The sequence below is a fragment of the Mycolicibacterium sp. XJ2546 genome (assembly GCF_053483195.1).
In genome coordinates this window covers 545,880-569,404 of sequence record NZ_JBEFRW010000002.1, presented here as the reverse complement: position 1 = coordinate 569,404, position 23,525 = coordinate 545,880, and the positions used below count along the sequence as shown (strand labels likewise).

The 23,525-nt window shown below is 65.8% G+C and carries 12 protein-coding genes and 1 tRNA gene; 2 read left to right on the top strand and 11 right to left on the bottom strand.

Going from position 1 to position 23,525, the window contains the following annotated elements:
• Positions 1-260: 260 nt before the first annotated feature.
• Entirely contained in the window at positions 261-6,551 is a 6,291-nt protein-coding gene (gene pks2 / locus ABQE44_RS06265; RefSeq protein WP_448428755.1) for a sulfolipid-1 biosynthesis phthioceranic/hydroxyphthioceranic acid synthase, read from the top strand.
• A 61-nt stretch (positions 6,552-6,612) separates the two neighbouring features.
• Positions 6,613-7,980 (top strand): hypothetical protein, encoded by a 1,368-nt coding sequence (locus tag ABQE44_RS06260; protein WP_448428753.1) that lies wholly within the window; start codon positions 6,613-6,615, stop codon positions 7,978-7,980.
• Between the two features lie 85 nt (positions 7,981-8,065).
• On the opposite strand, the gene ABQE44_RS06255 is transcribed toward ABQE44_RS06260, so the two are convergent.
• The 11 genes from ABQE44_RS06255 to ABQE44_RS06205 form a co-directional block, all read right to left on the bottom strand.
• Positions 8,066-8,404 carry a hemophore-related protein gene (locus ABQE44_RS06255; RefSeq protein ID WP_448395070.1) on the bottom strand — a complete coding sequence of 113 codons (339 nt, stop codon included), beginning with the start codon at positions 8,402-8,404 and terminating at the stop codon, positions 8,066-8,068.
• 138 nt (positions 8,405-8,542) lie between these two features.
• The gene (locus tag ABQE44_RS06250) at positions 8,543-11,401 is read right to left on the bottom strand and encodes an MMPL/RND family transporter (protein ID WP_448395069.1); all 2,859 of its coding nucleotides are present in this window, start codon (positions 11,399-11,401) and stop codon (positions 8,543-8,545) included.
• 39 nt (positions 11,402-11,440) lie between these two features.
• Positions 11,441-14,344, bottom strand: coding sequence for an MMPL/RND family transporter (locus ABQE44_RS06245; RefSeq protein WP_448395068.1), 2,904 nt, complete (start codon positions 14,342-14,344; stop codon positions 11,441-11,443).
• A complete protein-coding gene (locus ABQE44_RS06240; RefSeq protein ID WP_448395093.1) occupies positions 14,341-14,763 on the bottom strand; it encodes an MmpS family transport accessory protein in 423 nt (140 codons plus the stop codon). Before ABQE44_RS06240 ends, ABQE44_RS06245 begins: the two co-directional genes overlap by 4 nt.
• 859 nt (positions 14,764-15,622) lie before the next feature.
• Positions 15,623-16,381, bottom strand: coding sequence for an MBL fold metallo-hydrolase (locus ABQE44_RS06235; RefSeq protein ID WP_448428751.1), 759 nt, complete (start codon positions 16,379-16,381; stop codon positions 15,623-15,625).
• 111 nt (positions 16,382-16,492) lie between these two features.
• The gene (locus tag ABQE44_RS06230; RefSeq protein WP_448428749.1) at positions 16,493-17,443 is read right to left on the bottom strand and encodes a nucleotidyl transferase AbiEii/AbiGii toxin family protein; all 951 of its coding nucleotides are present in this window, start codon (positions 17,441-17,443) and stop codon (positions 16,493-16,495) included.
• Positions 17,433-18,002 (bottom strand): type IV toxin-antitoxin system AbiEi family antitoxin domain-containing protein, encoded by a 570-nt coding sequence (locus ABQE44_RS06225; RefSeq protein WP_448428747.1) that lies wholly within the window; start codon positions 18,000-18,002, stop codon positions 17,433-17,435. Before ABQE44_RS06225 ends, ABQE44_RS06230 begins: the two co-directional genes overlap by 11 nt.
• Before the next feature lie 265 nt (positions 18,003-18,267).
• Entirely contained in the window at positions 18,268-18,399 is a 132-nt protein-coding gene (locus tag ABQE44_RS06220) for a hypothetical protein (protein ID WP_448395064.1), read from the bottom strand.
• Between the two features lie 666 nt (positions 18,400-19,065).
• Positions 19,066-19,142, bottom strand: a tRNA-Met gene (locus tag ABQE44_RS06215).
• A gap of 135 nt (positions 19,143-19,277) precedes the next feature.
• Positions 19,278-22,301, bottom strand: a complete 3,024-nt coding sequence (locus ABQE44_RS06210) for a UPF0182 family protein (protein ID WP_448395063.1) — start codon at positions 22,299-22,301, stop codon at positions 19,278-19,280.
• An 82-nt stretch (positions 22,302-22,383) separates the two neighbouring features.
• Positions 22,384-23,406, bottom strand: coding sequence for a YlbL family protein (locus ABQE44_RS06205; protein WP_448395062.1), 1,023 nt, complete (start codon positions 23,404-23,406; stop codon positions 22,384-22,386).
• Positions 23,407-23,525: the final 119 nt, after the last annotated feature.

The window sequence follows — 23,525 nt, the reverse complement described above, 5'->3', positions numbered from 1 at the left end:
GCCGATGCGGTTAATTCACCGCACCAACGCGGATTCGGCCCATCGTTGTGCACTCCGCAACGTTCCTCCCCCGCAACGGCGGTAGGCGGCGCAAAACAAACCGCATCGCAGCCCCATCGCAGCAAATCGGTCAGACCACCGGACCAACTCGGCTAGTTTGACCTTTGACGCGGCCGTCGACTGGACGTTGCGGAAACACCGAACACGTATCGAGTTCGGCCGCGCCCGCTGAAGTACCGCTCGAAAGAAGGTGAAGGGCTATGGGGGACGCTCCTGTCACTCCAATCGCACTGATCGGCATGGCCTGCCGACTTCCCGGAGGTATCGAATCACCGGACAAGCTGTGGCAAGCGCTGCTACGGGGCGATGATCTGGTGACCGAGATCCCGGCCGATCACTGGGATGTCGACGATTTCTATGACCCCGAACCTGGCGTGCCCGCCAAGTCAGTGACGCGGTACGGCGGATTTCTCGACGACATATGGGGCTTCGATGCTCCGTTCTTCGGTCTGCGGACCCATGAAGCGACCTACATGGACCCCAACCACCGGTTGCTGATGGAGACATCGTGGGAGGCCATCGAGCATGCCGGCTTCGATCCGCGTTCGCTGTTCGGGTCCAAGACAGGCGTTTTCGTCGGGGTGGTCCACGATGACCACGTCGTGCTGGCCTACGAATCCGGCGTCGTACACGACGCCTACGCGTACCCCGGCAATACCCCCAGCATGGCGTCCGGCCGGATTGCGTACTGGCTGGGTGCGCACGGTCCGGCGTTGACGGTGGACTCCGCGTGTTCCACCGGCATGCTGACCCTGCACCTGGCCTGTCGCAGCCTGCACCAAGGGGAGAGTGACCTTGCCCTGGCAGGCGGCGTCAACACGCTGATCTCAGGGCTGATGAACACCGCGGGGTCAGCGCTGGGCATGTACTCCCCCACCGGCTGTTGCCACTCGTTCGATGTCGCAGCGGACGGGTTCGTGCGGTCCGAGGGATGCGCCGTGGTGTTGCTCAAGCGGTTGCCCGACGCGGTACGAGACGGCGACCGGATCCTCGCCGTGATCCGCGGCACGGCAGCCAATCACGACGGACGCACCAAGACCATCTCCAGACCGTCGTTGGAAGCGCAGGCCGACGCATACCGGGCAGCGCTGGCGGCGGCCGGCGTCGACCCCAAGACCGTCGGCATGGTGGAAGCCCACGGCACCGGCACCCGGGTCGGTGACCCGATCGAGTTCGGCAGCCTGTCGAGGGTCTACGGCACCGATGGTCGACCGTGCGCACTCGGATCGGCCAAGAGCAACTTCGGCCACACCGAGGGCGCCGCAGGCACATTGGGCTTGATCAAGGCCGCGCTCGCGCTGCAACACGGTGTGGTCCCGCCGTCGCTGCACTTCACCCGGCTGCCCGACGACCTGGCAACAATCGAGACCGGACTGTTCGTACCCACTGCCGCCACCCCATGGCCATCGCAGCAAGACCAGCCGCAGGATCAGCACCCACGTCGGGCTGCCGTATCGTCGTACGGTCTGAGCGGTACGAACGTGCACGCCGTACTGGAGGAGGCCCCTACGTGCGCGCCGCGGGAGGCGGCCGCAGTCTCGCCCGGCTCGCTGGTGTTCGCACTGTCAGCCACCTCGAGCGAAGCGCTGCACCGTACCTGCGCCCGGCTCGCTGAATGGGTGAGCGTCCGCGCCGATCAGCTGGTGCCCGCCGATCTGGCCTACACCTTGGCGCGCCGACGCGGCCACCGGTCGGTGCGCGCGGCGGTGGTCGCCGCGGACCTGCCGGAGCTGGCCGAGCGGTTGCAGGGGGTCGCTGACAGCGCCATCACATATCCCGCCGCGGTCGGCCAGGACGACCGTGGACCCGTATGGGTGTTCTCCGGGCAGGGTTCGCAGTGGGCGGCGATGGGTGCGGCGCTGCTGGAGACGGAGCCGGTGTTCGCCGCGACGGTCGCTCAGGTGGAGCCGTTGGTCGCCGCGGAAGCGGGGTTCTCGGTCACCCAGGCGATGTCGGCACCCGAGACGGTCGACGGTATCGAGCGGGTCCAGCCGACGCTGTTCACCATGCAGGTCGCGCTCGCCGCCGCAATGCGCTCCTACGGCGTCCACCCCGGCGCGGTCGTCGGGCATTCGATGGGAGAGGTCGCCGCTGCCGTCGTCGCGGAGGCGCTTTCGGTCCAGGACGGGGTGCGCGTCATCTGCCGCCGCTCGCGGTTGTTGGCGACCATCGCCGGCGCCGGCGCGATGGCGTCTGTGGAGCTTCCCGCGCGACAGGTGCGCGAGGAGTTGGCCGCGCGAAAGCTGTCCGACGTCGTCGTGTCGGTGGTCGCCTCGCCGGAGTCCACCGTCATCGGCGGGGCGACCGAGACGGTTCGGGACCTGGTCGCGATGTGGGAGCGCCGCGACCTGACGGCGCGCGAGGTGGCAGTGGACGTCGCGTCGCACTCACCGCAGGTCGATCCCATTCTCGCCGATCTCACCGATGCGTTGGCCGAGCTCACGCCGATGGCTCCTGCGGTGCCGTTCTACTCGGCGACGTTGGACGACCCGCGGCGCGAGCCCGTCCTGAACGCCCGCTACTGGGTCGATAACCTGCGCCGTCCGGTGCGGTTCGCCGACGCGGTGCAGGCCGCGCTGGAGGACGGCCACCGGGTCTTCGCGGAGCTTTCCCCGCACCCGCTGTTGACCCGCGCCGTGGAACAGACCGCGAAGGCGGCCGATATCTCGGCCCAGGCACTGCCGTGCCTGCTGCGTGAACGGGAGTTGCCACACGGCCTGCGCGAGTTCTTGGCGAACCTGCATTGTGCCGGTGCCGCAGTCGATTTCGCGGCGCTCTATCCAAGTGGTCGGCTGGTCGACGCACCGTTGCCGACGTGGACGCACCGTCGGCTGCGCATCGGGTCCGGTGACACCAGCCGCCAGGCACTGGCAATGGGCACGCGGAACCTCGTGGTGCACCCGCTGCTCGGCGCGCATGTGCGGCTGCCGGAAGAGCCGGAGCGCCATGCCTGGCAAGGTGAGGTCGGCACCGCGGCGCTGCCGTGGCTGAGCGACCATCAGGTGCACAACGTGCCCGCCCTGCCCGGGGCGGCCTACTGCGAGATGGCGCTGTCGGCGGCACGCACCATGCTCGGCGAGGGATCCGAGGTCCGCGACATCAGCTTCGAGCAGATGCTGATGCTCGACGAACAGACGCCGATCACCACGCTCGCGGCGGTCGAGGCGCCCGGCGTCGTCGAGTTCGAAGTGGTGACCGACCACGAAGGCGAACACACCCGGCGAGCCGTCGCACGCCTGCACGTGGCCGACGACGAGCCTGCGCCGCAGCGACACGATATGTCCACGCTGCTCGCCACGCACCCGTCCCGCACCGAAGGCGACGAGCTACGAGCGCTGTTCGACTCCCGCGGGGTCCGCCTCGGTCCGGCGTTCGCGGGCCTGATCGCCGCCCACACCGCCGATGACGCATGCACGCTGGTCGCCGAGATCGCACTGCCCCGGGCGCTGCGCGCGCAGCAGAGCGCCTACGGTGTCCACCCGGTGCTGCTCGACGCCTGCTTCCAAGCGGTAGCCGCGCACCCGTCCGTCATCCAGGCGGAGCTGTTGGTGCCGTTGGGAATTCGACGGCTGCGTATCTGCGATCCGGCGGGTAAGCCGCGGTACTGTTTCGTCCGGTTGAACACCCAGGACCGAACCGGCATCGATGCCGATATCGACATCCTCGACGAGGCCGGGGCGCCGGTGCTGACCATGCGGGGGTTCCAGTTAAGCAGCAGTTCGGAAGGAAGCGATGCCGAACGCGTGCTCGCCGACCGGCTGCTCAGCGTCGAATGGCGGCGGCATGACCCACCCGCCTGCGCGGACACCGATCCCGGCGAATGGCTGCTGATCACCACCTCCGATAGCGAGGACTTCCTCACGACCAGGCTTCTCGACGCAATCAAAGGCCATGGCGCACAATGTGACTGGTTCGACTGGCCCGGGCACGCCGACCATGTGGCCTACGCGAAGCAACTGGGCGACCGGCTGACGGCCAGCACCGTCGACGGCGTGGTCTTGGTGTTCCCCGCGCCGAACGACGTGGACGAAGATGGTTTGGCCAGGGCCCGCGCGCACGTCTCTGCGCTGGTGCGCATCGCTCGCGAACTCACCGAATCGCCGGGCGATCCGCCTCGCCTCTATGTGCTGACCAGGTCGGCTCAAACCGTCGCGGATCAAGACCGGTCCAACCTCGATCAGGCGGGGTTGCGCGGCCTGATCCGGGTGGTCGGCGCCGAACATCCGGAGCTGCGCGCCACCCAGATCGACGTCGATGACGCGTGCGATCCCGACACGGTGGCGCTCGAACTGCTGTCCGGGTCCGCCGAGGACGAGACCGCCTGGCGCGGCGGCCAATGGTACGTCGCGCGGCTACGACCCGCACCGTTGCGCCCAGAAGAGCGCCGCACGACCACGGTCGACCACGAGACCGACGGTATGCGCCTGCAGATCCGCACTCCCGACGACCTGGGTACGATGGAATTCGTTGCTGCTGAACGTGTTCCACCGGGAACAGGCGAGATCGAGGTCGCGGTCACCGCGTCGAGCATCAACTTCGCCGACGTGTTGATCGCGTTCGGCCAGTACCCCAGCCTCGAGGGCCGACTGCCGCAGCCTGGCACCGACTTCGCGGGCGTGGTGACCGCGGTCGGGCCCGGTGTCACCGATCTTCGGGTCGGTGACCACGTCGGGGGCTTCTCCCGAAACGGTTGCTGGGCCACGCACGTGACCTGTGACGCCCGCGCCGCCGCGCCGCTTCCGGCCGGCCTGACCGATGAGGTCGCGGCCGCGACCACCACGGCGTACGTCACCGCCTGGTACGGGCTGCACGACCAGGCCCGGATCGCCGCAGGGGATCGGGTGTTGATCCACTCCGCCACCGGCGGCGTCGGGCAGGCGGCCATCGCGATCGCCCGCGCCGCCGGAGCGCAGATCTTCGCCACCGCCGGAAGCCCGGAACGACGGCAACTGTTGCGCAACATGGGTATCGAACATGTCTATGACTCGCGCAGCACCGAGTTCGCCGACCTGATCCGCCGCGACACCGACGGCGCCGGGGTCGACATCGTGCTCAACTCCCTCACCGGAGCCGCGCAACGCGCCGGTTTCGAACTCCTGGACATCGACGGACGCTTCGTCGAGATCGGCAAGCTCGACGTCTACGCCAACTCCCGGCTGGGCATGTACCCCTTCCGCCGCAACCTCACCTTCCACTACGTCGATCTGGCGCTGATGGCCCACAGCCGCCCCGAGCGGGTCGGCGACCTGCTGCGGCGGGTGTACGGGCTGGTGGCAACCGGTGAGCTGGCGCCGCCGCAGACCACTTCTTACCCGCTCGCCCAGGCGGCCACCGCGATTCGGGTGATGAGCGCGGCCGAACACACCGGGAAGCTGGTGCTCGACGTGCCCCGCCGGGGACACAGCACCGTGGCGCTATCACCAGAGCAGGCCCCGGTTTTCCGTCCCGACGGCGCCTACATCATCACCGGCGGTCTTGGCGGGCTCGGCTTGTTCCTGGCCGCCGAGATGGCTTCGGCCGGCTGTGGCCGGATCGTGCTGACGAGTCGCTCACAACCCGATGCTGCTGCCCAACAAGCCATTGAGCGCATGCGCGACAGCGGTACGCAGATCCACGTGGAGTGTGGCGATATCGCCGATCCGGCAACCGCAGGATGCCTCGTCGCCGCCGCCACCGCCACCGGGCTGCCGGTCCGGGGGGTGCTGCACGCCGCCGCGGTCGTGGCGGACGCCACCCTCACCACCATGACCGACGACCTGATCGAGCGGGACTGGATGGCCAAGGTGCACGGCGCCTGGCACATGCATCAAGCGACATCCACGCAGCCGCTGGATTGGTTCTGCTGTTTCTCGTCGGCGGCCGCGCTGCTCGGCTCCCCGGGCCAGGGCGCCTACGCCGCGGCCAACAGCTGGCTGGACGCCTTCACCCACTGGCGCCGGGCAGAAGGCCTGCCCGCCACCACGATCGCGTGGGGAGCATGGGCTGAGGTCGGCCGCGCCGCATCCCTGGAAGAAGGCCGCACCACGATGATCACCCCCGAAGACGGTGCGCATGCCTTCCAGGCGCTGCTGCGCTACGACCGCGGCTACACCGGCTACCTGCCCACCAAGGGCACCCCGCTGTTCAACGCACTCGTTGCGCGCAGCCCGTTCGCCGAGGCGTTCAAGACCGCGGGCGAAGCACGAGACGACACCGCCGCGGTGCGTGCCGAGCTGCGCTCGCTGCCCCGCGACGAGTGGGCGGCGCGGCTTCGACGGCTGGTGACCGAGCAGGCCAGCCTCATCCTGCGACGCACGGTCGATCCCGACCACTCCTTCCCCGACCACGGGCTGGACTCCCTCGGGTTCCTCGAGCTGCGCAACCGCATCGAATCCGAGACCGGAATACGCGTGACACCCAAGGCGATTGCCGCGCACAACACCGCGCGTACGCTGGGCCAGCACCTGGCCGATACGCTGGCCAGTGAACAGACGGTGTTGGCAGCGGTGTGATCGCTTCTGCCGCAACCTCAACACGCCGCATCTGCGGGCTGTATGTGAAGGAGGCTGACTGATGGCTGCGCGGAGGGCTGATGTGCTGCCCGACAATCGGCTGGCGGTAGCGGACGAAGCCTTGCTGGCAGAGCATTACGCCGCCGACATGAACGTCGTCATTCAGGTCACGTGGCTCTACGAGCATCCCGTCGACTACGACGCGTTGCGGCGCTTTCATTACCACCTCGGCCAGGGGTTGCTGGGACGGCGCATCGAGCGTCCGGCGTTTCCGATCGCGCGGCATCGATGGGTTGTCGATCGCGGGCCGCTGGAGTTCGATATCGCCGAAACAGCCCGGCCCCGCGAAGAATTCAGCGACTGGGTCGATGAACGCTCACAGCTGCCGATCGATCCCGAAACGGGGCCCGGCTGGCATCTGGGCGTGCTTCCGCTGACGGACGGCTCGACAGGGATCAGCCTGGTGCTCTCGCACAACCTGATCGACGGCCTCGGTCTGGCCCTGGTGATCATCGAAGCGGCCCTCGGCAAGACACGCGAGCTCGGCTACCCGCTGCCGAAATCACGCACTCGGGTACGCGCCATCGTCGAGGACGCCCGCCAGACGGCGCGCGACATCCCCCAGGTGGCCCGGGCGCTCACCACGGCAGCACGCCTGGCCCGAAAGCAGGCGCGCACCCAGCCGCGTAAGAACCGTCCGCAACGAGCGAAAGCCGCCGTCGTCCCCGACGGTGACGACGTCGTGCTGGTGCCGGCCCTGACGATCTACATCGACCTGGAGCAGTGGGATGCCCGCGCCGCAGCCCTCGGCGGAGCCAGCCACACGATGGCCGCGGCGTTCGCCGCGAAGTTCGGGGAACGGATCGGACGTCGGCGCGCCGATGATGGGGCGGTGACCCTGCAGATTCCCATCAGCGACCGCACCGAGGACGACACCCGGGCGATGGCGTTGTCGTATGCGCGTGTCAGCGTCGACCCGAAGCCGCTGACGACCGACCTCAGCGACATCCGCGCCGCCGTCAAAGAGACGCTTCGCACGCTGAAGGAGACCCCGGACGAGTCCAAGCAGCTGCTGTGGTTGCCGTCGTTCACGCCGAAACGTGCGCTGAAGAAAATGGTCGCCCGGATGCCCGCCGACCCCGATCAGCCGGTGTTTTGCTCCTACCTCGGCGATCTGCACTCGGTGATCGGCTGCCCGGCCGGCACCATCGCCGAATACGAGAACGCCCGAGGAACCGGACAACGCGAAAGCCGCCGGTTCCTCGAGCAGATCGGCGGCCGGATGATCATCCTGTCCGGGCGCATCAACGGCCAGATCTTCATCAGCGTCGGCGCCTATCAGCCCGGTGCCGACAACACCAAGCCGGCCCTATATGAACTGGCCAGGGCCACGATGGCGGACTTCGACCTGACCGGCCACATCCACTAACGCGAAACGGGCACTAACGCGAAACGGGCACTAACGCGAAACGGGCGGAGCCAAGAGGCCGCCGCCCGTTTCGGTCAGTTACTGGTCAGAAGTTGTTGCAGGTGCGGAAGGCCCCCTCGATCGCCGGGAGGTACGGCTGCATCTGCGGCGCGGACGCAACATGCTGCGCCGTTTTCGCGCGCTGCTCCGGACCCGCGGCGAGGAACTCGTTCAGACCCCGCTGCACAATCGGCGTCTTGTTGAACGCCGCGGCGACTTGCGGGTTCTGCGCCTCAAGCGCCGCCACCAGCTGCGGGTAGGTGCACGTGGTGTTGATGGCCGGGCCCAGATCAGGAGCCGCGGATGCAACGCCGGATCCGACGCCCAGCGACAGTGCGACACCGCCGACCACAACAGCCAGTCTGGTCAACGACAGTTGGATCATGTGCAGATTTCCTCCCTGACAAGTGATCCCCGACCGTACAGACTCTAGTGGCCAATCCGGGATCTTCCCAAACTTTTTGGTAGCGGACTGCCGACCGGCAAGCCCGTTACCCCCTTATCGCGCACTCCTTGAGGAACGTTAGCTAACCGAGGCATTTTGTTCGTCGGCGGGAAGGCGCCGGGCCGCGGCGACCGGCCGTGGGTGAACCCGCAGCGGCCACCAGAACCACCGGCCCAGCAGCGCGGCGATCGACGGTGTCATGAACGCGCGCACCACCAACGTGTCGAACAACAGACCCAACCCGATGGTGGAACCCACCTGCCCGATGATGCGCAGGTCGCTGACCACCATCGACAGCATCGTGAAGGCGAACACCAGGCCCGCGGCCGTCACCACCTTGCCGCTGCCGCCCATCGCCCGGATGATGCCGGTGTTCAACCCCGCGCCGATCTCCTCCTTTATCCGCGACACCAACAGCAGGTTGTAGTCAGAACCCACCGCCAGCAGGATGATCACCGACATCGCGAGCACAAGCCAGTGCAACTCGATACCGAGGATGTGCTGCCAGATCAGCACCGACAGCCCGAACGCCGCGCCCAACGAAAGCGCCACCGTGCCAACGATTACCAGCGCCGCGACGAAACTTCGCGTGATGATCAGCATGATGGAAAAGATCAGACACAGCGCCGCTGTTCCCGCGATCAGAAGGTCGTACCTGGACCCGTCGCGCAGGTCCTTGAACGTGGGCGCTGCCCCGGCGAGATGGACTTTGGCACTTTCCAGCGGCGTGACCTTCAGGGCCTCCTGGGCCGCGGTGTGCAGGGCGTCGACGCGCGAGATACCTTCGGGTGTCCCTGGATCGTCGCGGTGCGTGATGATCAGGCGCAGCGCCTTACCGTCCGGTGAGAAGAACAGCTCCATCGCGCGTTTGAAGTCCTCGTTCTCGAAGACTTCGGGCGGCAGGTAGAAGGAGTCGTCGTTCTGGGCGGCGTCGTAGGCCTGGCCCATGGCGCTGGCGTTCTGGATCGTGTCGTCGATCAGCGCCATCATGCCGTCCATGGTGCTGTGGGTCGTCTGCATCATGGTCCGCATGGCCTTCATGCTGGCGATCATCGGCGGGAACAGGGTGAGTAGGTCCTGCTGGAGAAGGTCGAGCTTATCGACGTGTACCAGGATCTCGTGCATCTGCACGCTGATCTGGTCGGTGCCGTCGAGGCCCTGGAAGACCGACCTCACCGCCCAGCAGACGGGGATGTTGTAGCAGTGCGGTTCCCAGAACAGATAGTTGCGGATCGGCCGGAAGAAGTCGTCGAAGTTGGCGATGTTGTCGCGCAACTCATCGGTGACCTCGGTGATTTCCTTGTTCATCAGCGTCGTCTCATGCGTGATATCGCTGATCTGCTGCATCAGAGCGTAGGTGCGCTCCATTTGGCTGATCATTCTGTTCATGTTCTCGACCTGATCCTGCATGCCGTCGATGCGATCTCTGCCGAACGGGAGGATCTGCTGCATGCCGGCGCTTTGCAGGCTGATCTGAAATGGGATCGACGTCCGCTCGATCGGGGTCCCCTCGGGCCGGGTGATCGTCTGCACCGACGCGATACCGGGAACGGCGAAGATCGCCTTCGCGAGCTTGTGTAGAACCACGAAATCGGCCGGGTTGCGCATATCGTGGTCGGCTTCCAAGATCATGATGTCCGGCATCATTCGCGACTCTGGGAAATGTCGCTCGGCGGCTGCGTATCCCACGTTTGCGGGAATGTCCTGTGGGACATACAGGCGATCGTCGTAGCTGGTTTTGTAGCCCGGAAGCGCCAGCAGCCCGACCAGCGCGACCGCGCAGGACGCGATCAGGATCGGCCCGGGCCACCGCACGATCGCCGTGCCCAGCCGCCGCCACCGGCGCACCACGACCTTGCGCTTTGGCTCGAACAGGCCGAACCGGCCGCCGACCGCGATAACGGCCGGGATCAACGTGAGCGCTACCCCGACCGCCACGACCATGCCCACCGCGGACGGCACGCCCATGGTCTGGAAATAGGGCAGCCGGGTGAAACTGAGGCAGTAGATCGCTCCGGCGATCGTCAAACCCGAGGCCAGCACCACTTTGGCGACGCTGCGATAGGTGGTGAAGAACGCCGCTTCCCGGTCCTCGCCGGCTTGGCGCGCCTCGTGATAGCGGCCGGTGAAGAAGATCCCGTAGTCGGTTCCCACGGCGATGCCCAGCGACACCAGCAGATTCACCGCGAAGATCGACAGGCCGAGGATGCCCTGGTCGCCGAGGAACGCCACCACTCCCCTGGCGGCCTGGACCTGGATGCCCACCATGAGCAGCAGGAGAATCACGGTGATGACCGAGCGGTACACGAACAGCAGCATCGTGAAGATCACCGCGAGCGTCACCAGGGTGATCGTGATGATGGAGCTGTCGCCGGCGTGGTTCATGTCGGCCACCAACGGCGCTGAGCCCGTGACATAGGCCTCTACGCCCGGCGGCGCCGGCGTCCGTTCGACGATGTCGCGGACGGCTTCGACCGACTCGTTGGCCAGCAATTCGCCCTGGTTACCAGCCAGATTCAACTGGACGTAGACGGCCATCCGATCGGCGCTTTCCACGCCCGACGCGGTGAGCGGATCCCCCCAATAGTCCTGAACGTGACGCACATGGGTGGTGTCGGCCCTCAACTGACGGATCAACTCGTCGTAGTAGAGGTGTGCCTCATCGCCGAGAGGTTCCTGGCCCTCCAAGACAATCATCGCGATGCTGTCGGAGTCGGAGTCCTCGAACAGCTCACCCATACGCTGCATCGCCTCGAATGACGGTGCGCCCTTGGGGATCACCGAAACCGAGCTTTCCCGGCCGACTTGTTCCAGCGACGGAACAGCGAAGGTCAGGACGGCGATCAGCGCCAGCCACCCGATGATGATCGGCACCGACAACCGGTAGATGGTCCGGGCTACCAACGACCGACGGGTCTTGACTTTCTGGTCGGTCATGCGGCCTTCAGCAGGACGGAGATAACCGCGTTCATAGCGCTACCGCTCATCCCTCTGGAGCAGGGAACGCACCAGCGGGCGTGGACCTCTCGCGTGCCGGGCGGCGGCGATGGGCCGCGGGTGCACCCGTAGCGGCCACCAGAACCACCGGCCCAGCAGCGCGGCGATCGACGGTGTCATGAACGCGCGCACCACCAACGTGTCGAACAACAAACCGACTCCGATCGTGGAGCCCAGCTGCCCAATGGTCTGCAGATCGCTGACCACCATCGACAGCATCGTGAAGGCGAACACCAGGCCCGCGGCCGTCACCACCTTGCCGCTGCCGCCCATCGCCCGGATGATGCCGGTGTTCAACCCCGCGCCGATCTCCTCTTTCATCCGCGACACCAACAGCAGGTTGTAGTCAGAACCCACCGCCAGCAGGATGATCACCGACATCGCGAGCACCACCCAGTTCAGTGGGATGCCGAGGATGTGCTGCCAGATCAGCACCGAGAGCCCGAACGCCGCGCCCAGCGAAAGCGCCACCGTGCCAACGATTACCAGCGCCGCGACGAAACTTCGCGTGATGATCAGCATGATGCAGAAGATCAGACACAGCGCCGCCGTCGCCGCGATCAACAGATCGTAGGTGGAGCCCTCGACGATGTCTTTGACCGAGGCGGCGGTGCCGGTCAGATAGATGTCGGCGCTTTGTAGCGGAGTTCCCTTGAGGGCCTCCTCCGCCGCGGTCATGATCGGGTCGACGCGGGACATCCCCTCGGTCGTGGCCGGGTCGCCCCGTTGCGAGATGAGCATGCGCGCCGCTTTCCCGTCCGGTGACAGGAAGACGTCCATGACCCGTTTGAAGTCTTCGTTATCGAAGATCTCCGGCGGCAGATAGAAGGAGTCGTCGTTCTTGGCTGCGTTGAACGCCTTACCCATGGCGGTCGCGTTGTCGTTCGTCTCCTCCATCTGAGCGAGAATTCCGGACATGGTGCTGTGCATCGTCAGCATCATTTGCCGCGTTTCCCGCATGGTCTCGATCATCACCGGGAATTGCTCAGCCATTTGCGGCAGGATTGCGTCGAGTCGGTCTAGGTTTTCGACAAGTCCGCGTAGCTTGACGGTGATCTGGTCGACGCCGTCAAGCGTGTCGAAAACGGACCTGACGGCGAAGCACAGCGGAATGTTGTAGCAGTGCGGTTCCCAGTACAGGTAATTTCGAATCGGCCTGAAGAAGTCGTCGAAGTTCGCGACGTTATCGCGCAATTCGTTCGTGATTTCTTCTAGTTCATGCGTTTTGGCGACCATGTCATGGGTCGTGCTCACCATTTCCAGCGTCAACGCCTGCATGCGCTGCATGGTGGCGATCGTCTCGAGCATGTCGTCGGCCTGGACGAGCAGATCGTCCATTCGGGCTCTCTGGAACGGGATGAGCTGCGACTGGCTGGCGCTGCTCATGGACAGCATGAACGGAATGGTGGTGTTGTTGAGCGGCTCTCCGCCGGGGCGGGTGATGGCTTGCACCCGGGAAACGCCTTCCACCCCTTGAACGGCCTTGGCGAGTTTGTTCAGGACCAAAAAGTCGGCCGGATTGCGCATGTCGTGGTCGGCCTCGACGAGCAGAATATCGGGGGCCATCATCAACGATTGGGGAAAGTGTCGCTCAGCGGCTGCATAGCCCACGCTGGCGGGGATGTCTTTCGGCAGATATTCCTGGTCGTTGTAGCTGGCCTGGTACCCCGGCAATGCCAACAGCCCGATGAACGAGACCGCCAGCGACGCGGCCAGGATGGGCGCCGGCCACCGCACGACCGCGGTGCCCACCCGCCGCCAGCGACGGGCGGTGATCTTTCGCTTGGGCTCGAACAGCTTGATACGGCTGCCTGCGGCGATGACGGCAGGGATCAGCGTCACCGCTGTCACGACCGCCATGACGATGCCCACAGCGGTGGGCACACCCAGCGTCTGGTAGACGGGCAGCCTGGTGAAGCGCAGGCACAGCACCGCACCGGCGATCGTCAAACCGGAGGCCAAAACGACCTTGGCGACGCTCCCGTAGGTGGTGTAGAACGCCGTTTCGCGGTCCTCGCCGGCTTGGCGCGCTTCCTGATATCGGCCGATGAAGAAGATGCCGTAGTCGGTTCCGGCCGCGATCGCCAGCGGAACCAGGAGGTTGACCACGAACGTAGTGATGCCGATGAGCTCCAGATCGCCCAGCAGCGCGACCGATCCCCTGGCGACCAGCAGCTGGATCACGACGATCAGCAGCAAGATGACGACGGTGATCACCGAGCGGTACACCAACAGCAGCATCACGAAAATCACCGTGAAGCTCAGCGACGTCACCAGCATCACCGTGCGGTTGCCCGCCGGCCCCAGGTCCGCGGCGAAAGCCGCAGGGCCGGTGACGTGGGCCTGGACTCCCGGTGGCGGTGGCGCCCGCTCCACGATGTCGCGAACGGCTCGCACGGATTCGTTGGCCGAGGTTCCCTCCCGATTGGCGGTGAGGTTCACCTGCACATAGACGGCCTTACCGTCGGCGCTTTGGGCCGCCGCCTCGGTGATCGGATCACCCCAGAAGTCTTGAACGTGTTGGACGTGTGTGGTGTCTTCACGCAGCCGCTCAATCAGGTCTTCGTAGTACGCATGGGTGTCGTCGCCGAGGGGTTCTTCGCCCTCCAGGACGATCATCGCCACAGCGCCCGAATTGGCCTCTCCGAACACCTCACCCATTCGCTGCATCGCCTGGAACGACGGCGCGGCGATGGGGTTCATCTCCACCGCCTGCTCTTTTTCGACCAACTCCAGCGACGGCACGGCGGTGGTCAACAGGAAGGCGATCGCCAACCAGCCCAGGATGATCGGCACCGAGAAGCGATAGACGATCCGGGCGACGAGGGGCGGACGTTTGGCCGTCGACAACGGCTGCGTCGTGGGTTCGCTCGACTGGGTCATGCGGCCTTCAGCACGCAGAAGGTGAACGCGTTCACCCCGTGGCGGACCCGTTCGGCTTCGACCTCGTCGCCGACGGTGATGCGACAGCCGATGGTGTCACCAGTTCCTTGCGCGGAGAGGCTTCCGATCGCCGTCGCCTCCGAGATCGGGAACTCCACCGACCACGGCAGCGGCGCTCCCTCGATCCGTTGCGGGTCGGCGTTGTCATCGAAATAGCTGATGTCCGCGACCGTTCCTGGCGGGCCGAACACCTCGTAGGTGAGGTGCTTGGGGTTATGGGGCTGGCGCTCCTCAGTTTCGGTGCTGGCATAGGTGGGGCGATGGTCGTTGCCGAACACGCCGTGCAACCTGGAAACGGTGAATCCGCCGGCGACCGCGACGATCGCGATGACGAGCGGGATCCACAGCCGCCTCAGAATCCTGAAAATGTCAGACCCCTTCTGTTCTCAGTCCTGGTGCCATGCGGTCGCTCGGTCGATCGTCTGACTGCGCACTTGCTGCGACACACCAGACGGCGCTACCTCGGACACGGTGTCGCGCGGGTGAGCCGTGTGGCGGTCACCGCAAATGCGCGGCGCCTCCGGGAGCGCGAGTCGGTCCTGGAAGGTGATCCATTTCTGTTCGCCTCCAAATCCGGTCAAGCCCGACGCGATCGTAATGCATTCGTCCTGGCTAGTACGCCCAGTCCCAAGATTCTCAGGAACCTCAGCGGCAAAGCAGGTCGTCAGCGTCAATTATCCGGCTACGCGCAGCTGCGCGCGCTTCGGTGCCCGCGCGGAATCGGTGGCCGGCGCCGAGCGAGCCGGCGACCAAGGGGCGCTCATGGTGGCTCGGGTGGGCGCCCGCACTATCGGATCCGCGCAGTATGGATCGCCGGGTCGACCGATGTGTCCTGTTGTCGGTATTAGGCATTCGCGCGTTGATCCGGCCGCGCAGGCGGCTTGTGGAGTCGAGGAATATGGCCGCCAGCCGTATCCGGCGCCAGGTCGTGCCCGTCGTTGACCCGACTGCTGCTGTCGCGGCCATGCACATTACGGTCGGTGCGGGCGGCTTGCGAACCGCAACCGACAGCGACTTCGCGGTGGGGCGCCGCAACGAGTGGAACCGGCTAAATCGGGTCCATCCAACTATTGTCACTTCGCAGCCCGCTACGTGGATGCGCGAAGAACGCACGTGTCGATGAGTTCCCTGCATCCGGACGCTCGGAAGCGGCTGGATTGGTCGGTTTCAGCAATTTCGCCGAACAGTCGCCCGTACAGCGAAACGCCGGATTCAGCCTCAGCGCGCACCGGCCCACACGTCGGCGCGGTGCACCGGAAGACCATGGCCGGGCAGGAGGTGTTCGACGGGCAGTGCCCGCATGCGGCGCTCACTGCGCGCCGCGGCGGCGGCGTCGACGGTTTCGGGCGTGAACCACGCCTGCCCGCGCGCACTGAGGACCGCGTCGCCGGAAATCAGCGTCCGGCTGTCGGCATGCCAGAACGCGGTCGAGTCGTCGGTGTGGCCAGGCACGTGCAGCACTTCCCAGCCCGTCACGCCAGGCAGCGGTTGACCGTCGACCAGCGGCTGGGCGCCGCCCAGAGCATCACCGACCATTCCCTTGGCTCCGCCGTAGCCCGCGATGCGCGGGCCGTCGGCGAAGCCGCGCAACCCGGTCAAGTCGAGCGGCTGGCTTACCAGCGTGGGCCAGATCTGCACGACCTTGCTCAGCGCCGGAGTGCGGGGCTGGCGGCTACCGTCCAGATAGCCGAGAGTGATCTCGGGAAGGTGCAGCGCCACTCCGTGCTCGGTGGCCAGTCGCGGCGCCCCGGCGACGTGGTCGCTGTGACCGTGGGTGGCCGCGACAGCGGCGACGGCGCCCCGGTGCACCGACAGCACGCCCGCAATGTCGTCGGCGCTGCCGGGCATCCCGGCATCGACCACCACGTAGCAGCCGTCAGCACTGATCAGATAGCAGTTGAAGATCCATCGGGAGAGGCGGATGACCCCGATGTCATCGAGCGGCTCAACGACCAACGCCATCGCAGCCTGCTTCATCGCGCAACACCTGAGCAGTCTGCGGTGCCGAGTTCGGCTACCGCAAGCACGACGTTCACAACTGGCGTTCACACGCAGCGACTCTCGGCGCGATCTGACATGAGGACGGCGTCATACCTTGTCGACCTCGGCAAGCCAGTCGTTGATCTCAGCGATAGCCGCGTCGAGCGACAGCTCGATGCTGGCTGAGGCGGCAGCCCGCTTGTAGTCGTGGCCCCAGTGGTCGTGTCCGGTCACGGTCGGCGGCCACGTCCTTGCTGGCAAACCGAGTTGCAAGGCCTCGTCAGCTCGGGCCTGAAAGACGGCCGCACCGGCTGCACGGATCTCGGCCAACGTCGGGCTTCCGGTCGCGGCCGCGAGGTCACGCAACAGGAGTAGGTCTACAACGTCGCGGGCACGATCGTTGATGGAGTCCGGCGGTTTATGAGGATCGGAAACCGCGTGAATCTTCTGCGCGATCTGGAAGCGCATGGCGATCCCCACGAGGGTGTCGGGGTCCGGCAGGCCAAACCCGCTCAGTGGCGGCGGCTCGATGGACTCGAAGTCCTCGCCGATTCCTGACTCGTCGGGTGAGACCTCGAACTGGATGCGCCTCCAGGTGACACCTCGGAACTCAATGATGATGTCGAACCGGCGTGGCTTGATGATCCTGGTGGGAACGTTGACGACCTCGACCTCTCCCCGGCGCAACATGAGAGGTCCCCATGGCTCGGCCAGCGCGTCCTCCAAGGCCAGAAGAAACGCGTCCAGGTCACCGCGGACGAGCCCGTCGACATCCTTGGTGGTTCGGGCGGTCGCGGGCAAGCGATGCTGCAGCAGGGTGCCGCCCTTGAGGAGGAACAGCTGCCTGCCGTCGACGTCGATTGCGCGTTGAACACACGCGACGGCGACCGACGAAGCCACGAGCCAGCCAAGCCTGCCTCCCTTGGCCTCCGCGCCGAGTTTGCCTTCGGCCTGGGCAATCCAGTTGTTCAGGACGGTCATCGACGCAGGCTGCTTCGTCTTCGGCTTCAGCGTGTGCAGCAGATCGGCCAGCCGGGAGCCGATACGGTCATCGCCCATCGCGAGCTTCCAATGCCCTGGCCAACTCGTCACGCTCGGCGGTCCTCAGATAACCCTGGACGTGCCCCCGCTCGAGTGCCTGCCGCAGCAGGTAGGTGGGTGTGCCGTAGGCGATGCACTGGGCAACCGCTGTCGCCGCCGTGACGGTGGGAATCTCCTGCCACCAGCCGATTTGCGCTGGCGTGAGGTCCTCCTGGTGGATCACGTAGCCCTCGCCACCCGCACGGCGCAGCCGCCGGTGCTTGGCGACGGTGACGTGGATACGGTTCGGGTTGACGTCGCTGATCCCATAGGCGTCCAGCGCGGTCTCATGGCTCAGACACGCCTCCGGTGCTCGCGTCCACAGCACGGCAAGCATGTAGGGGTCGTACTGACCGACCGGGTACTGCGGGAACCGGTAAACCCCATGCGCAACACGTATCAGCGTGCCCCGCTGCACAAGCATCTGCAGCGCACCCTTGCCCACACCCAGATCTGCAGCCTGCTGAGCAGTTACGAACCCGAGCTGCGTGGTCGCAACCTCCCAGAGCTCGTCTCGCGCGAGCGACTTTGTTGGCATGGCAAAAGCATAACGAAATCGTGATACTATTGCCACCTAGCTCCGGGGCATTCGTGCCTTAACTATTTCTGGCAAGACGGTGCCTGGAATTCGACACGGTAGACAGCTCCCTTCGCGCCGTAACCTCACCGTTTTGCAGGGGCGGCTACCCAACTCAGATCACATCACGCGACCCTCGAAGCCCCTGCCGCCGGCCAGCTCCCTCAGCAGATAACGACCTGCTCGCACCGCACCCCGTCCTACACGTTCATCCCACCGAGTTCCGCTACACCGGGAAGGCCGATCCGAGCGCCCGGGCGGAATGGCCGAGATCTACCGAGCACTGATCGCCGATGAAGCTCGGCTCACACAGATCGTTGCCGACGTCCTTGCCGCTCACACTGACGGTGCCAAACATCCTCGTTCTCACCACGTGGGTCGACACCTCAACGAGATTGCCGATCGACTCCGCGATGCTGGTAAGTCAGTCGTCGTGCCGAGCGGCCAACTGAAGGCACGCCAACGCCGCGAGGTGTCCGAACAACTCGCCAACCACGCCGCCGATACCGAGCCCTTGCTAATCGTCGGCACCAGTTCGTTCATCGGCGAGGGATTCGACTGCCCTGCACTGGACACGCTTTCCTCGCGCCCCAATCACCTTCAAGAACCGACTCGTCCAATACGTCGGGCGCATCATCCGACCCCGCCCCACCAAGACCACCGCGACCGTGCACGACTATCACGACGAACTCACCCCAGTAATCGCCTCATCACTACGAAAACGCGCACCCGGCTACACCAAACTGGGCTTCCCCAGACCCCAGAAACTGGTCCGATAAGCGTCGCCGGCCAGCAGGGCAGGCGACCCAGCGATCACAGGATCATTCGTCGCCATTGACAGCTTCCGAGGACTTTCTCCGCCGATGTAGCAACCCCGGTCGGTTGCCCAAACTCAGCCCGTGTCGGCCGCTACCAGGAAGATTCGAGAGCGCTTAGAAGCATCAGCAAACGCCGATGTTCACAAATCCGTTCACAAACGGCATGAAAATGACCCCAGAGGTCACACCTCTGGGGTCATTTCCGCTGGTAGCGGGGACAGGATTCGAACCTGCGACCTCTGGGTTATGAGCCCAGCGAGCTACCGAGCTGCTCCACCCCGCGTCGGGTAACCGCAAGGCTACCCAAGGCGCGGGTGCACTTCCAAATCGTGCGGTCACCGCAGCGGGTGAATCCGCTCACGGCTGAATCCAAGCGGCGCGTCCGGCGCAAACGCGCACGCTCGCCCCGAAAGGGTTGCTAGCTGGTGCTCTGGTATTTGTTCACCGCGTCGTCGAGGCGCTGCAGCGCCTCACCGAAGTCACCGAAGTCACCGCCTGACTGCGCTTGACGCAGCGCATCCAACGCCTCGTTGACCTCTTGCAGCGCAGCAGCTTTGGCCGACGACAGTTGGGTGGGCACGCCCGGCGACGCCGCCGCCGGCGGCGAGGTGGGCGCTGGGGCTTCCGGCGCCCGGCCCTGTTGGTTGGCGTTGGCCGGAGGCTGCGCGGCCTGCGGCTCACCGTCGGTGGGCGTCGCTGCCGGGGGCGCACTACTACCGGGCATCGGCGCAGGCCCCGTCGCGGTGGCGTCGGCGCCCGGTCCGAACAGTTCGGTGAGCGCGTCGCGCACCGTGGGGCCGTATCCGACCTTGTCGTTGTACATCATCGCGACCCGGATGAGGCGGGGATACGTCGACGCCGCATCGCTGCTGCCCGGCGAGGCGTACACCGGCGCCACGTAGAGCAACCCGCCCTGAACCAGCGGCAGCGTGAGCAGGTTGCCCCACCGGATGCGGTTCTGGTTGTCGCGTCCGATGACGCCGAGGTCCTGGCTGACCGCTGTGTCGGTGCTGATCGCGTTGAACGCCAGCTTCGGACCGTTGACCTGACCCGGAACGGTGAGCACCGTCAGCTTGCCGTAGGTCTCGGGGTCAGAGCTCGCGCTGATATAGGCGGCGAGGAAGTCGCGGCGGAACCGGTTCATCGCGGTCGTGAGCTGGAACGACGCCGAACTGTCATTGGCCGCAAGGTCTCTGGCCACGATGTAGTACGGCGGCTGGAAGCTGCTGGCGGTCGGGTTCGGGTCCAGCGGGACGTCCCAGAAGTCCGACGTCGAGAAGAACGTCACCGGGTCGTCGACGTGGTACTTGGCCAGCAACGCGCGCTGCACCTTGAAAAGATCTTCGGGGTACCGCAGGTGCTGGCGCAGCTCGTCGGAAATCTCGCTCTTGGGCTTCACCGTGTCCGGGAAGACCTTCATCCACGCCTGCAGCACCGGGTCCTGCTCGTTTTGGGCGTACAACGTGACGGTGCCGTCGTAGGCATCGACGGTCGCCTTGACCGAGTTGCGGATGTAGGACACCTGCTTGTCGGGTGGCAACCGGTTGAAGGCCACCTCGTTGGAATCCGCGGTGGCGCTGGACAACACCGTGGACTCCGAATACGGATAGTTGTCCAGGGTGGTGTAGCCGTCCACGATCCACACCATGCGCTCGTTGACGATCGCCGGGTACACGGTGGTGTCGGTGGTCAACCACGGGGCGACCGCCTCCACCCGGTCGGCGGGGTCGCGGTTGAACAGAATCTTGCTGTTCTCACCGATCACGTTGGAGAACAAGAAGTTCCGTTCAGCGAACTTGGCGGCGAACAGCGACCGGGCCAGCCAGTTCCCCACCGGAACGCCGCCGCTGCCGGTGTAGGTGTAATTGCGCGTCTCGGTGCTGGTCTCGAAGTCGTACTCCCTTGGCGGGCCGTTCTCCCCGACGATCGCGTAATCGGCCGGGGTGTTGGCGATCACCGGGCCGTAGTAGATACGCGGCTGCTCCAGCGGCGCAGGGCCCTGGTTGATGATGCCGTCCGGGCCGACCGCGTTGACGAGGAACTCCGGATAGCCGCCGTTCTGGTTGGGGTCGTTGGCGATGCCGCGCACGGTGTTGGCAGGTGAGGCGATGAAGCCGTTGCCGTGGGTGTACACCGAGTGGCGGTTGATCCAGTCGCGCTGGTTGTCGATCAGCCGGTCGGGGTTGAGCTCCCGGGCGGCGACCACATAGTCCCGCAGGTTGCCGTCGGGCCCGGTGTAGCGGTCCATCGCCAACTGATCGGGGAAGAAGTAGAAGTTCTTACCCTGCTGGAACTGGGTGAAGGCCGGGCTGACGATGGTCGGGTCCAACAGCCGGATGTTGGATGTGGTGGCCCGGTCGGCGGCCACCTGCTGAGCCGTCGCCGGCGCGTCGCCGCTGTAGCTGCGGTAGGTGACCACCTCGTCGGTCAGACCGTACGCCTGTCTGGTGGCGGCGATACTTCGGCCGATGTATTCGCTTTCCTTCTGCGCCGCATTGGGTTTGACGCTGAACTGCTCGACGATCAGTGGCCAGCCGGCCCCGACGATCAGCGAGGACAGCAGCAACAGCACCACACCGATGGCCGGAATGCGCAAGTCGCGCAGCACGATCGCGGAGAACACCGCCGCGGCACAGATCACCGCGATCGCCATCAGGATCAGCTTGGCCGGCAGCACCGCGTTGATGTCGGTGTACCCGGCTCCGGTGAACGGTTTACCGGCGCGGGTGTGGCTCAACAGCTCGTAGCGGTCGATCCAGTACGCCAGGGCCTTCAGCAGCATCAGGATGCCCACCAGCGAGATGAGCTGGATGCGGGCCGAGCGGCTGAGCGCGCCGGTGCGACCGGATAGCCGGATACCGCCGAACAGGTAGTGGCCCAACAGGTTGGCGATGAACGCCAGGAACGCCGCGACGAACAGATAGTTCAGCACGAGCCGGTAGAACGGCAGGTCGAACGCGTAGAAGCCCAGATCCTTGCCGAACTGCGGATCGGTGACACCGAAGTCACCGCCGTGCAGGAACAGCTGCACAGTCTCCCACTGCCCCAGCGCGAAGAGCCCGGCGAACACGCCGATGAGCGCGGGCACGCCGATGCCGACGAGCTTCAGCCGGGTCATCACCGCGGTGCGGTACCGGGCCACCGGGTCGTTGGGGCCGTCGGTCGGAACGAACACCGGCCGGGTGCGATACGCCAGCGCCAGCCCGGCGAACACGATCGCCCCGATCAGCAGCGTCACAACCAGGAACAAGATGAACTGGGTGAACAGCACCGTGGTGAACACCGAGCGGTAGCCCAGTTCACCGAACCAGAGCCAATCGATATAGGTGTCGATCAACCGTGGCCCGATCAGCAATAGCAGCACCACCACCACGCCGATCGCGATGAGAATCCGGCTACGTCGTGTCAGCGCGGGCATCCTTGCCGCGGGCCGCATACCCACTCGTCAAACTCCAGTCTTGCCGATCTCACACGTCGCCACCCGACGTCAGAACAACTGTACGCATGCGCTGCGCGCGCACGATTCAGCAGTGGGGACGTTCGCCATCAGCGGAAAGTGCCTCCAAGGCATCCACTGCCGTCGTGAGGGTGTCCACCTTGACCAGTTCCAGGCCCTCCTGGGGTGCCGATTTGGCCTCCGCGCAGTTCTCGGCGGGCACCAGAAACACCGTCGCACCCGATTCCCGGGCGGCCAGCATTTTGTGCGTGATGCCGCCGATCGCCCCGACGTGGCCGTCGCCGGTGATCGTGCCCGTCCCGGCGACGAATTGGCCGTCGCTGAGATCTCCCGGGGTGAGCTTGTCGACGACGGCGAGGCTGAAGATCAGCCCGGCCGACGGTCCGCCGATGTTGGCCAGGTTGAAGTCGATGGAAAACGGCGCCCACGGCGCGTCGAGCACGCCGATGCCCAGGTAGCCCTGCTCGCCTTCGGGGTGCTCACCCATCGTGATGGTGGCCTCGCCGGGTGGGCCGTCCTTGCGCCGGTAGTCCAGCACGACGGTGTCACCGGGTCTGGTCTCTTTGATCAGCGCCTGGAACTCCTCGAGGTTGGCCACCGGCTCACCGTTGACCCCGTCGATCGCGTCGCCGTCTTCAAGCTTGCCTGCCGACGGGCCGGGGTCGTTGACGTTCTCCACCGTGACGGCCATCGGGTAATCCATGTAGAGCAGCGCGGCGTATTCGGCACTGCGCTCGGAGCGGCGAAAGTCGGTGGTGTTGGCTTCGTTGATCTCCTCGCGCGTTTTGCCGGGGGGATAGACCAGTTCGCGGGGCAGAAGTTGTTCGCGCCCCGACAGCCACAGCACCAGCGCCTGACCGAGGCTCAGCCCGTCGCGTTGGGAGACGGTGGTCATGTTCAGCTGTCCCGAGGTCGGGTACACGTCGGCGCCTTCGATCTGCACGACCGGCTCCCCGTCGACCTCGCCGAGCGTGTTGAACGTCGGCCCCGGCCCCAGCGACACGAAGGGCACGACCACCAGCGACACCAGCACCCCGAACACCAGGATCGGGACGAGGGCGACCAGCAACGTCAGAATCCGCCTGTTCACGTCGCCCAATCTAAAGGTTGCCCGGTGAGCACCCCGGACCGCGACCGTCGTCGCGGGGTGTTCGCTGAGCGCGTGACCTGCCCAACGACAGAGCGCGACGCTGGTGAGTACGGTTGAGG

Bases quoted from the DNA above. Each gene is read 5' to 3' on its own strand.
- pks2 (WP_448428755.1), top strand. From the start codon at position 261: ATGGGGGACGCTCCTGTCACTCCAATCGCACTGATCGGCATGGCCTGC.
- ABQE44_RS06260 (WP_448428753.1), top strand. From the start codon at position 6,613: ATGGCTGCGCGGAGGGCTGATGTGCTGCCCGACAATCGGCTGGCGGTA.
- ABQE44_RS06255 (WP_448395070.1), bottom strand. From the start codon at position 8,404: ATGATCCAACTGTCGTTGACCAGACTGGCTGTTGTGGTCGGCGGTGTC.
- ABQE44_RS06250 (WP_448395069.1), bottom strand. From the start codon at position 11,401: ATGACCGACCAGAAAGTCAAGACCCGTCGGTCGTTGGTAGCCCGGACC.
- ABQE44_RS06245 (WP_448395068.1), bottom strand. From the start codon at position 14,344: ATGACCCAGTCGAGCGAACCCACGACGCAGCCGTTGTCGACGGCCAAA.
- ABQE44_RS06235 (WP_448428751.1), bottom strand. From the start codon at position 16,381: ATGAAGCAGGCTGCGATGGCGTTGGTCGTTGAGCCGCTCGATGACATC.
- ABQE44_RS06230 (WP_448428749.1), bottom strand. From the start codon at position 17,443: ATGGGCGATGACCGTATCGGCTCCCGGCTGGCCGATCTGCTGCACACG.
- ABQE44_RS06225 (WP_448428747.1), bottom strand. From the start codon at position 18,002: ATGCCAACAAAGTCGCTCGCGCGAGACGAGCTCTGGGAGGTTGCGACC.
- ABQE44_RS06220 (WP_448395064.1), bottom strand. From the start codon at position 18,399: ATGTTTGGCACCGTCAGTGTGAGCGGCAAGGACGTCGGCAACGATCTG.